At 64.5% G+C, this 12010-nt stretch carries 10 protein-coding genes; 8 read left to right on the forward strand and 2 right to left on the reverse strand.

What is annotated here, in order from left to right:
- Nucleotides 1-19: 19 nt before the first annotated feature.
- The 7 genes from H0P51_RS19285 (at nucleotide 20) to H0P51_RS19315 (ending at nucleotide 8268) form a co-directional block, all read left to right on the forward strand.
- Nucleotides 20-1225: a PPE family protein gene (locus H0P51_RS19285; protein WP_180914505.1), complete on the forward strand. Its 1206-nt coding sequence runs from the start codon at nucleotides 20-22 to the stop codon at nucleotides 1223-1225.
- Nucleotides 1226-1320: 95 nt separating this feature from the next.
- A complete protein-coding gene (locus tag H0P51_RS19290) occupies nucleotides 1321-2598 on the forward strand; it encodes a magnesium transporter MgtE N-terminal domain-containing protein (RefSeq protein ID WP_246398874.1) in 1278 nt (425 codons plus the stop codon).
- A 20-nt stretch (nucleotides 2599-2618) separates the two neighbouring features.
- Nucleotides 2619-4271, forward strand: a complete 1653-nt coding sequence (locus H0P51_RS19295) for an NRAMP family divalent metal transporter (RefSeq protein WP_180919096.1) — start codon at nucleotides 2619-2621, stop codon at nucleotides 4269-4271.
- Between the two features lie 90 nt (nucleotides 4272-4361).
- Nucleotides 4362-5816 (forward strand): FAD-dependent oxidoreductase, encoded by a 1455-nt coding sequence (locus H0P51_RS19300; RefSeq protein WP_180914507.1) that lies wholly within the window; start codon nucleotides 4362-4364, stop codon nucleotides 5814-5816.
- Nucleotides 5817-5856: 40 nt separating this feature from the next.
- Nucleotides 5857-6327, forward strand: a complete 471-nt coding sequence (locus tag H0P51_RS19305) for a hypothetical protein (RefSeq protein ID WP_180914508.1) — start codon at nucleotides 5857-5859, stop codon at nucleotides 6325-6327.
- A 188-nt stretch (nucleotides 6328-6515) separates the two neighbouring features.
- Nucleotides 6516-7694, forward strand: coding sequence for an FAD-binding domain (locus tag H0P51_RS19310; RefSeq protein WP_180914509.1), 1179 nt, complete (start codon nucleotides 6516-6518; stop codon nucleotides 7692-7694).
- 85 nt (nucleotides 7695-7779) lie between these two features.
- Nucleotides 7780-8268, forward strand: a complete 489-nt coding sequence (locus H0P51_RS19315; RefSeq protein WP_180914510.1) for a nitroreductase family deazaflavin-dependent oxidoreductase — start codon at nucleotides 7780-7782, stop codon at nucleotides 8266-8268.
- A gap of 23 nt (nucleotides 8269-8291) precedes the next feature.
- Here the strand turns inward: H0P51_RS19315 and H0P51_RS19320 are convergent, their stop codons facing one another.
- The gene (locus H0P51_RS19320) at nucleotides 8292-9809 is read right to left on the reverse strand and encodes a flavin-containing monooxygenase (RefSeq protein ID WP_180914511.1); all 1518 of its coding nucleotides are present in this window, start codon (nucleotides 9807-9809) and stop codon (nucleotides 8292-8294) included.
- A 125-nt stretch (nucleotides 9810-9934) separates the two neighbouring features.
- Between H0P51_RS19320 and H0P51_RS19325 the strand changes: the two genes are divergently transcribed.
- Nucleotides 9935-11143, forward strand: coding sequence for a PucR family transcriptional regulator (locus tag H0P51_RS19325; protein ID WP_180914512.1), 1209 nt, complete (start codon nucleotides 9935-9937; stop codon nucleotides 11141-11143).
- Between the two features lie 48 nt (nucleotides 11144-11191).
- Here the strand turns inward: H0P51_RS19325 and H0P51_RS19330 are convergent, their stop codons facing one another.
- Entirely contained in the window at nucleotides 11192-12010 is an 819-nt protein-coding gene (locus tag H0P51_RS19330; protein ID WP_180914513.1) for an adenylate/guanylate cyclase domain-containing protein, read from the reverse strand.

The raw sequence follows: 12010 nt of genomic DNA on the forward strand, positions 1-12010 counted from the left end.
AGACCTCAAAGGAAATATCATGATCGATTTCGCGGTGCTACCACCGGAAATTAACTCCGCCCGGATGTACACGGGTCCCGGGTCAGCATCCATGCTGGCCGCGGGCTCCTCGTGGAACCAAATTGCCGCTGAAATGCGTTCCGCCGCAGCATCTTATGAGTCAGCAATCTCGGCCCTGACAGACGAAAGCTGGTTTGGTCCGTCGTCCACGATGATGCTGGCTGCGGTCACGCCCTACCTCCAGTGGCTGGGCGCCACGGCGGCCCAGGCCGAGCAGGCCGGTAATCAGGCGAACGCCGCCGCAGCCGCGTACGAGACAGCGTTTGCCATGACGATCCCCCCTGCCGCCATCGCGGCCAACCGAGCCCAACTGTCAAACCTTATGGCCACGAATCTTTTCGGGCAGAACACCGCGGCGATTGCGACCACCGAGGCCCAATACGCGGAGATGTGGGCGCAAGACGCCACCGCTATGAACGGCTACGCGAGCGCCTCGAACACGGCCACACAATTGACTCCGTTCACCTCGCCGCAGTCCACCACCGCGACCGATGGCGTGGCCGGGCAGAGCAACGCCGTCGCGCAGGCCGCCAATGTCTCGACGGCGTCGAGCAACTCAGCCTCCGCGACGTCCAGCCTGGCTGAGTGGCTCGGGATCGCGCCCAATACCAACACCTCCACCACCGGGCTCGCCGGGGTGATGAACTTCCTGGACGGAAGTAACGGATCGTTGGTGGGCAGCTTCCTCAATAACGCCTCGGTTGCGAACATCTCGAATGGATTTACCACCAGTGGGCTGACGAATCCGACGTCGATGATCGACACCGTCACTGCCTTCAGTTACCTGACAAACCCGCCGGGCGCCGCCGCCGCAGCGCCTTCGATCGCAGCAAGCAGCGCAGCGATGGAGACAGCCAGTGCCGGCCTGCCGACGGCCGCAGCACAGCTGGGGCGGGCGAACCTCGTGGGGTCTCTCTCGGTACCCCCCGCGTGGGCCGGAGCCGGGGCAACAATCAACGCCGTTCCCATGGCGACTACTCAGATGGGCGCGGGTGCGTACCGAAGCCTGGGCGCGACTCCCATGGTGATGGAAGACATGGGACCGATGGGGATTCCCGGCATGCCGTTGGGTGGGATCGGGGACGCGGCTGACGACGAGTTCGCAAGCATGCCCACCTACGGTTTTCGTCCTCGCATTCTGGGCCGGCCGCCGGCGGCCGGATAGTGCGAATCTAAATGGCTAGTCCCGCAGCATCATTCAGGAGAGCTTACGTGAGCACATCAGACCAGACGCCCGCCCCTAGCGACGGGCGTGCCCGCATTCACCTCTCTGAGCTGCTGCGTGGACCGGTGCTAGCCCGCTCCGGCGAGGTGGTCGGCCGCGTCGAGGACGTCATCGTGCGACTCCGTGGCGCCGACGAGTACCCGCTGGTGACCGGCATCGTGGCCGGAGTCGGTGGACGGTCGGTGTTCATCGGCCGCAAGGCCTTTCACGAATTTGCCCCGCGACAGGTTGTATTGGCCAAGAACAAGGTCGACCTTCGTCGTTTCGAGCGCCGCGATGGCGAGGTACTGCTGCGCGCCGACGTGCTTGGCCACCGGTTGATCGACGTGGCCGCCGTGGAGTTGGTCCACGCCTACGACGTCACCCTCGAACAATCGGGCGGCGATTGGATCTTGACGCGGCTGGACACCCGGCGCCCGCCGCGGCTGTTCGGACTAATCAAGAGCCCCGGCGGCCACGCGGCACGCGACTGGAAAGCGTTCGAACCGCTGATCGGCCACGTCCGTAGCGACGCGATACGCCGTCACTGGGGACGAGTCGGAGGGTTTAAGCCCGCCGAGATCGCCGACCTGCTCGAGGATGCCGACAAGGCTGAGGGCGGCGAAATTCTCGACCGGGTCCGAAGCGACCCGGAGCTGGAAGCCGACGTGTTCGAAGAGTTGGACCCCGAGAAGGCAAGCCGGCTGTTGAACGACATGCGTGATGACGAGGTCGCAGCACTGCTGGGCCGGATGCGCGCCGACGACGCCGCCGATGCGATCGCCGACCTGCGCCAGTCACGACGACGTCGCGTGTTGGACCTGATGCCCGGCCCGCAGCGCACCAAGGTCATCACGTTGATGGGGTTCAACCCTGACAGCGCGGGCGGGTTGATGAACGTCGACTTCGTCTCGTGCGCCGCCACCTCAACTGCCGGCGTGGCGCTGTCGCTGATCGCGAGTGCGCGCACCATCCAACCGGAGGCGTTGGTTAAGGTGCACATCCTCGATGAGGACCGCCGCCTGATCGGTGTGGTATCGGTGATCACTTTGCTTCAGACCGACCCCGGCGAAAGCGTTGGACCACTGATGGATTCGGATCCAGTGTGCGTCAGCGCAGAAGCCGACCTTACCGACATCGCGCTGCTGATGGCCGACTTCAACCTCTACTCCATCCCCGTGGTCGACGAGCAGGACCGCGTGCTCGGAGTGGTCACCGTGGACGACGTGTTGGAGGCGACCATCCCCGAAGACTGGCGCCGGCGCGAACCCGCCCCCCGTCCGTTGCGCGACAGCACCCAGCCCCACGCGAATTCGCCGGGAGGTGAACTGTGACTTCGATTCCCGACAAGACCATAAGCGCCGAGACAGCGCCCACCGGTCACGTCGAACACGTCCCGCGCAGTGCGGTATTGGACTCAGCGCACCTGGGCGATATCGAAGGTGCTTTCGGGCGCGTCAGCGTGAGTGACGCCAACCTGCCCAGGACGTGGAAGACCCGGTTGCTGACGCTGCTGGCCATCGTCGGACCCGGCATCATCGTGATGGTCGGTGACAACGACGCCGGCGGGGTGGCCACCTACGCCCAGGCGGGCCAGAACTACGGCTACTCGTTGCTGTGGGTGCTGCTGCTGCTCATTCCGGTCCTCATCGTCAATCAGGAGATGGTGGTCCGGCTCGGCGCGGTCACCGGAGTCGGACACGCCCGTTTGATCAACGAACGCTTCGGCCGCGGATGGGGGTGGTTTTCCGTTGGCGATCTGTTCCTGCTGAACTTTTTGACCATCGTCACCGAATTCATCGGAATCGGTCTGGCAGCCGACTACATCGGCGTCTCCAAGTACGTCGCCGTGCCGATATCCGCGGTGGTGTTAGTCGTCATCATGGCCACCGGCAGCTTTCGGCGCTGGGAGCGGGCCATGTTCGTCTTCATCGCGATCACCCTGCTGCAGATCCCTATGCTGTTGATGTCTCATCCGCAGTGGGCTCATGCCGCAAAATCTTTTGTAGTTCCCACCATTTCGGGTGGAGCAACCTCAGACGCAGTGCTGCTTATCATCGCCATGGTTGGGACCACCGTGGCCCCCTGGCAGCTGTTCTTCCAGCAGTCCAATGTCGTCGACAAACGCATCACCCCCAGGTTCATGGCCTACGAACGCGCCGACACCGTGCTGGGAGCCTTCGTCGTCATCGTCGGCGCCGCGGCCCTGGTGATGACCGGCGACTGGGCCGCACGCTCTACCGACACCGTGGGCAATTTCACCGATGCCGGCGCCATCGCGCACCTGCTCGGCCGGCACAGCGACGCGCTGGGTTCGTTCTTTGCCATCGTGCTGATGGATGCTTCGATCATCGGTGCCGCCGCGGTCACCCTGGCCACCAGCTATGCCTTCGGCGATGTGTTCGGCCTGAAGCATTCGCTGCACCGCGGGTTTGCCGATGCCAAGCAGTTCTACCTGTCCTACACCGCGATGGTGGTGTTGGCCGCGGTGATCGTCCTTATCCCCGGCGCTCCGCTGGGATTGATCACCACCGCAGTGCAGGCCCTGGCGGGCCTGTTGTTACCCAGCGCCAGCGTTTTCCTGCTGCTGCTGTGCAACGACCGGCAAGTGTTGGGGCCGTGGGTGAATCGGCCCTGGCTCAACTGGGTTGCCGGCCTGATCGTCGGAACGCTACTGCTGCTGTCGGGGATCCTGATGGCCACCACCATGTTCCGCGATCTCGACGTTGTCGCGGTCACCGGCTACCTGGCCGTGGCTCTACTCATCCTCGCGGCGGCCGCCGTCCCAACGCTGCGCTGGATGAGTCGCGGCCGACCCACGCCCGTCCCACCGCCAGCACCCGCCCGACCCGTCGACCGCGCCACCTGGCGCATGCCACCACTGACCTTGCTCGAGCCGGTGACCTGGTCCCCTGGCACCCGCCTCGGGATGATCGCGCTGCGTTCGTACCTGGTGGTCGGGGCGCTGTTACTCATCGTCAAAGCGATCCAACTCAGCGGCCGATGACCGCCGACCGCGGGTCACAATTCGTCACCAATACCGCGACACGGTAGGCACCACAGCGGTTTTTCACCTCGTGTAACCCACACTGCGGGCATGACGGTACCCGGGCATCCACGTCGTGAGTTCTCGCGGCAGGCCTTCCTGCGCGGTGCAGCCGGCGCGGTGGCGGCGGGCGCACTGTTTGGTACCGGACGGGTCAGTGCCGTCCCGAACGCAACCGACTGGAATACCCTGTCCGGCGCGATCGGCGGGCAGGTGATCGGCCCGGACAGTGGTCAATTCGGCTCTGCCAAACAGGTTTTCAACACTAACTACAACGCTTCGACTCCGGCGGCCGTCGTCACCGTGACCTCGGCTGCCGACGTGCAGAAGGCGATGGCCTTCGCTGCCGCCCGCAACCTCAAGGTGGCCGCGCGCAGCGGTGGGCACTCCTACACAGGCGCGTCCACGGCCGACGGAGCGTTGGTGCTGGATCTGCGGGGGCTGCCCGGAGACATCAAGTATGACGGCGCTAGCGGGCAGGTCACAGTGACGCCCGCGACCCATCTATTGGCCATGCATGAGGCGCTGGCCGCCAACGGACGGGGGCTGCCGACGGGCACCTGCCCGTCGGTCGGGGCCGGGGGACACACGTTGGGCGGCGGTATCGGCGCCCATTCCCGACATGCCGGCCTGCTCTGTGACCAGTTGACATCGGCGACGGTAGTGCTACCGAACGGCCAGACCGTCACCGCGTCCAACAGCAGCAACCCCGACTTGTTCTGGGCGTTGCGCGGCGGTGGTGGCGGCAATTTCGGCGTGACGACGTCGCTGACGTACGCCACCTTCCCGACTGAAGACGTCGACGTCGTCAACCTCAACTTTCCGTCTCAAGCATTCGCACAGGTGCTGGTCGGTTGGCAGAACTGGCTGCGCACTGTCGACAAGAGGTTCTGGGCACTGGCCGACGCGACTGCCGACGCGATGGGCACGCAGTGCCGGATCATGGCAACCTCACCGGCTGGGTCCGGCAACAACGTTGCGGGCGCGATTGTTTCGGCCGTCGGCGTACAACCCACCGGCACCGACCACCACACGTTCAACTATCTGGACCTGGTGAAGTATCTGGCGGTGGAGAACCTCAACCCGTCACCGCTGGGCTATGTGGGGGGATCCGACGTCTTCCCGGCACTCAACGCCGCCGCGGCAAAGGGCATCGCGTCGGCGTTCGACGCCTTCCCGCGCGGGGCGGGCCGGGGCCTAGTGATCATGCACGCGCTCGACGGTGCACTGGCCACGGTGGCCCCCAATGCCACCGCATTCCCCTACCGGCGGCACGCCGCAATGGTGCAGTGGTATGTCGAAACGTCCGGTTCCCCTTCCGCGGCAACAGGTTGGCTCAATACCGCGCACCAGGCGGTGCAACCATATTCGGCCGGCGGCTACGTGAACTACATCGAGGCCAACCAGCCGCCGTCACGGTATTTTGGCGCGAACCTTTCCCGGCTCAGTACGGTTCGACAGAAATACGATCCGGGCAGGATCATGTACTCGGGCATGAACTTCTGACACTTCACTCCGCAGCAGACATCTGCGATCATCAATCCCCATGCGCGACTTTCGGATCCCGACCGGGCTTGTTGGCGTCCTGGCTTGTTGCGCGGCCGCGTTAGCGGGCCCCGCTGCGGCCGACGATAGCCTCAACGGCCACTACCAAGCCGCGGTTGACGGGTCGCGCTCGCACCCGCTTGGCGGGATTCTGATCCTGAACACCAGTTGCAACCCCGCGGGGAATTGCACAGGCTGGGTGTCGACGCCAAAGACCTGGGGCGCCCCGATCGACAAGGCCCCAGGTGGCTCGTGGACGATTAGCCGCGCCGACTCGTCGGCCTGGACGTGCCCGGACGGCAGCAAAGCCGCCGCCGACCTGGTCTACGCGTTCTCGTCGACGAGCCTGGCCGGCTCCATCACGTCGACCAAAGCAGCGGGTGGTTGCGGTGATCCGGCGACGCCGACCACCACGTATTCTCTGCAAGTTCAGAAGTGCGTCGACAGCCCCTCGCGCGGTGTGTGCCCATAGTCGGCACATGAACGCATCGTCATAGCCTCGGCGCGGCCTACGGTTCGTTAGCTGCAACAGCAGTCCACGCGGACTTCGCCGACACTATTAATTCCTAATGCAACTATTGCATAGTGCTATGGTATGCGCAGGCGCCGGCGCATTTCGGCACAAGCCGTCCGTTGACGCCAGGGCGGAGGTGGTCCCGCATGAAGGTTGCGATCAGCGGTGCCGGTGTGGCCGGCCCAGCGCTCGCCTACTGGCTGCACCGCATCGGTCATGAACCGACCTTGATCGAACACGCGCAGCAACTTCGCACCGGCGGTTATGTGATCGATTTCTGGGGCGTGGGTTACCGCATCGCGAAACGTATGGGCCTGGAGGCAACCATCCGCGACGCCGGCTATCAGGTCCAATCGGTGCGCTCCGTCGGTCCCGATGGCCAAATTGAGGCAGATCTGGGCCTTGATGGCTTGCGGCGAGCCGTCGGCGGCGAACTCACCAGCCTGGCTCGTGGTGACCTGGCGGCGATCATCTACGCCACGATCGGAGGAGGCGTCGAAACGATATTTGGTGACACCATCACCGAGATCGGTCAACAAACGGACGGTGTCGAGCTGAGCTTCGCCCATGCCGGCGCGCGTACTTTTGACTTGCTCATCGGCGCGGACGGCCTGCACTCCAACGTCCGCCGGTTGATGTCGGGACCTGATTCGCAACCAGCGCATTATCTGGGCTGTTTGGTAGCTGCGTGCGTCGTCGAGGGATACCGGCCCCGCGACGAACTGGTGTATGTGACCTACAGCCGTCCGGGTCGCTCCGTGGGACGATTCACGTTGCGCGACGATCGCACCATGTTTCTCTTCGTGTTCCGCTCGCCCGACAGCAACCTTCCAGAAGAGCTGGAAGCACGAAAGTCGTTGTTATGGCGTGAGTTCGGTGACTCCGGCTGGGAATGCAAGCAAATCTTGGCCGCCGTAGACGCTGCCGAAGACCTCTATTTCGATGTGGTGAGCCAGATTCGCCTGAACCGTTGGTGGCACGGCCGCGTGGCCTTGCTCGGAGATGCAGCCGGCTGCGTCTCGCTGCTCGCCGGTGAAGGCACTGGACTCGCGATCGCCGAGGCTTACGTTCTGGCTGGTGAGCTCTTGGCCGCTCAGGGCGACCACCAGCGCGCCTTCCAGGCATACCAGACGCGAATGCGCCCTATCGTCAAGGCCCGGCAAGCCAGTGCACAGCAACTGATTCCGGTCTTCGCCACGAAGACACAGCTGGGGATCCGGTTTCGCCATCTGGTGATGCGGGCGATGAACTTCGATCCCCTCGGCGAGTTTCTCGTCTCGCGCAGCCTGCGCGACAACATCGACTTGCCCGACTACCCGATGTGACAAGCGTGAAACGCCAACGCAGGTGCGATCACCGCCCGCGGTCCCGCCACCCGGCGATTGCCGCACGGAATGAAAGGAAGCGATCGTGAAGGTAGTCAGAAACGTCAATCCACCCGCTGGGCTGACTCGCCTGCTGTTCCGGATACCAATCTACGCATACCGGCTCCATCTCGGGTGGCTGTTCGGCGCGCGTCTGGTGTTGCTGAATCACATCGGACGAGTGACCGGCAAGCGGCGCCAAACCGTACTTGAGGTGGTGGCGCACGACCCTGCGGACGACAGCTTCGTCGTCGCGTCAGGGTGGGGGCCCACTGCGGCCTGGTACCGCAATATTGTTCAGGTCCCCGATGTGACCATCCAAGTTGGCAGACGGACAATCCTGGTCCGAGCGGTGCCGTTAACCGACGACGAGGGGGAAGACGTCTTCGCGAACTACGCTGCGCGACATCGCTTGGCGGCCAAGCATCTCCTGCCACGCTTGATGGGATTCGCCGTCGACGGTTCCGATGCCGACTTTCGGGCGGTCGGGCGACGGCTTCCGTTCGTCAGGTTCGTTCCGCGTGACGTCGATTGACGCCCCGGTGTTGGTGGAAGCCTTCAGGCTGAGACCAACTCGACGTCACTCTTAGCTTTGGAGGCGGTCAGCCGCAACGCCGAGTCGACGACGCTGTCGTTGCGCAGCAGCTTCACGTCGGCGTGATAGCTCATCGACGTCAGCCACGGCCGACGGGCGCCCTGTCGGGGCAGCTCGTCGACCGCCCGCTGCACGTAGCCCGCCGAAAAGTCAAGCAGGGGGCGGGTTTCCATGTCAGGGTCGTCGACAACCGGGCAGGCGGTGTCGCAGCCTTGTGCGTCCATATGGGATAGCAGCCGGCAGAAGTGTTCGCACAGCAGCCCGACTTTCAGCGTCCACGAGGAGTTCGTGTATCCGATCGCGTAGGCGAAGTTCGGCACGCCCGAGAGCATCATTCCCTTGTAGGCCAACCGGTCTGACAGATTCACTGGTTCGTCGTCCACCGTGAGCGACATGCCACCGAACGCTTGCAGGTTTAAACCCGTTGCGGTGATGATGATGTCGGCATCCAGTTCGCGACCAGACTCCAGCATGAGCCCAGTCTCGGTGAAAGTCGCGATGCGATCGGTCACGACAGACGCGCTACCGTTGCGAATCGCCTTGAACAGATCGGAGTCGGGAACCGCGCACAGCCGCTGATCCCACGGGTTGTAGGCGGGGCTGAAGTGCTCGTCGACGGGGTAGTCCTTCGGCAGGCGCCTGGCGTTGACTTCTCGAATGATCCTCTTAGCCAGGGTCGGGTACGTCTGGCAAAACTGGTACACCGCGCGCTGCTTAAGGATGTTCTTGCGGCGGGCCAGCGCGTATCCGCGCTCGGCCCCAAGCAGTTTCTGAGCCATGTTCGCGACGGCGTCCTTGGACGGCACCGGCATGATGTAGGTCGGCGAGCGTTGCAACATGGTCACGTGGCCGGCGCGCGCTGCCATCGCCGGTAGCAGGGTTACGGCGGTGGCGCCGCTGCCGATGATGACCACCTTCTTGCCGGTGTAGTCGAGATCCTCGGGCCAACGCTGCGGGTGCACGATCTGCCCGGCGAAGCGCTCCCGCCCCTCGAAGTGCGGCGTGTAACCCTCGTCGTAGCGGTAGTAGCCGCCGGCGCAGAACAGCCAATTGGCACTGATCTGGGTCCGCTGCCCGATGTCGGTCCGTTCGATGTCGACGACCCAGCGCGCCTCACCGCTCGACCAGGCCGCGCCATGCACCTTGTGGTGGAAGCGCACTTTGCGGTCGATGCCATTCTCGGTCGCGGTCTCACGCAGGTAGGCCAGGATCTTGTCGGCGGTGGCGATGGCGGCCTCGTCGCGCCATGGCTTGAATTCGTAACCGAACGTGTGCAGGTCGGAGTCCGAACGAATGCCGGGGTAACGGAACAGATCCCAAGTGCCGCCGGAGGCGCCGCGCGCCTCGAGGATCGCGTAGCTGCGGTTAGGGTGCTCGCGCTGCAGGTAGTACGCGGCGCCGATGCCGGAGATTCCTGCTCCAACGATCAGGACGTCGACGTGCTCGATATCGGTGGCTACGGGTGCGGATGTGCGGGACATGATCCTGACTCCTCAGTGAGTTTGTTGAAATCATGGTCGCCAGGACGAGCACCGAAACCAAGATAAGATAGGACCAATTTTCGATCTTTATGGTGCAATTTGCACCAAAACATTACCATCGCTAAATGTCATGGAAACGCCCGTCGGACCCGGTCAGAGAGCTGATTCGGCAGTGCGCACAGATCAGCCTGAACCCTCGCGCGGAATGGCTGGAAGAACTCGACGCCGAAGTCCTGGCGGCCAGTCCCACCATCGCCGCAGATCCCGAACTGGCGGCGGCGGTCGGCCGCAGCAACCGGGCCAACATGTACTTCTGGGGCGCGGCCAACGTGCGCGATCCCGGCGCACCGGTGCCGCCCAACACCGAGCCCGAGCCGCTGAACATCGCGCGCGAGGTAGCCCGCCGCGGACTTACGCCCTACACCCTGGACGCCTACCGGATCGGCCAGGGCGTCGCATGGCGCCGGCTGATGGAGATCGCGTTCGAGTTGACGTCGGATCCCACCGAGCTGCACGAAATGCTCGACGTGTGTTCACGCTCGATCAGCGCATTCATCGACGCGACACTGGCCGATATCGCCGCGCGGATCGAATCCGAGCGCGACGATCTGACCCGCGGAACGCACGCCGAACGACGGGAGACGGTGGCGCTAATCCTGGACGGGGCTCCCATCGCCCGAACCCGAGCCGAAGCGCGCCTGGGGTACGCCCTCACCGGCCCGCACATTGCGGCTGTTATCTGGAGCGATGACCCCGCCGGCGACATGGCCCGACTCGATGCCGCCGCCGAGGCTCTCGGACAGGCCGCCGCGGCACGACCACTGACCGTCCTGGCCAGCACGGCAACTCGCTGGGTGTGGATACCGAGCAGAGCGATAGATGCTGTTGCACTGCGTAATTCGATCGAAAGCATGCCAGATATCCGGGTCGCGGTCGGGCCGTGCGCCGATAACATCGACGGATTCCGGCGCAGCCATTTCGACGCCCTCACCACCCAGCAGATGATGGCCCGTCTGCGATCACCGCAACGAGTCGCCCAATTCGCCGACGTCGAGCTGGTTGCGTTGCTCACCGCCGACCCCGACCGTGCGACCGAATTCGTCCGACACACCCTCGGTAGCCTCGAAACAGCCGGCAGCGAATTACAGGACGCTGTGCGGGTTTTCGTCGGCGAGCAGTGCAACGCCTCGCGTGCGGCGACACGCCTGTACACCCACCGCAACACGTTGCTGCGGCGGCTGGCCCGCGCCGACGAGCTGCTGCCCCGCCCGCTGTCGGAATGCAGCGTCAGTGTCGCGGCGGCCCTGGACGTGCTGCGCTGGCGGGGCAAGTAGGCGCCTATAGGACTGAAACCAGCTGGTCGACCGGGTTGCGTCACTCCCCTAGCCCGGGGCCGCTAGGACCACCGGGTAGACCTCGTGGCTGCCTCGAAAGCCCTTGAGCTCGACCTCACGTGGGGTGCCCACCACAATGTCGGGGGATCCGGAAATTGCGTCCCGCACCGACTCGCTGATCAAAATCTCTCCGCCGTCGGCCTGGCCGGCTACCCGCGCAGCCAGCGCGACGTTGCGCCCGAACAGGTCGTCTCCGCGCCGTACCGAGCTGCCCATGTGCAAGCCGATGCGCACGCGAATCTGGTCCCAGCGCGAGGGATCTGACTGCAGCGCGCGCTGCACGGCGATACTGCAGCGCACCGCCTTCACGGGATCTGGGAAGGCGATCATGAAGCCGTCGCCCTGGGTCTTCACCACATGACCACCGTGCTCCTCGACCTGCTGGTAGATCAGCTTGTTATGCCGTTCGAGCAGCTTCACCCAACCGCGGTCGCCGAGTTCCTCGTTGAGCTCGGTCGAACCCTCGATATCGGAAAAGGCGATCACCACATTGCCGTCCGCCGTCATCCTGGCCAGATCGGGGCGCTCCACCCGGGCCCATCCCGCGAGGTCCTCGACCGAGTTGCGCACCGTGGCGCCGAGTCCCTTATTGATCAGCGAATCCGCGGTCCGCCATACGGTTTTGATGGCCAGCGGTGCCACTCCAGGCGGCCTGGAACGACGCCGAGGCCGTGTCTCCCGGAGGCGCTGCAACGCCAGCCGCGCTCCGCCCAGTTGTCGGCGCGACACGATGAGCAGCACCCCCACCGCGATCAGGCCGCCGAATTCGACCAGGGCCGCGATTGCCCACACCCATGCCGCGCTCAC

Origin of the sequence: Mycobacterium vicinigordonae (assembly GCF_013466425.1) — a bacterium.
Classification (GTDB): domain Bacteria; phylum Actinomycetota; class Actinomycetes; order Mycobacteriales; family Mycobacteriaceae; genus Mycobacterium; species Mycobacterium vicinigordonae.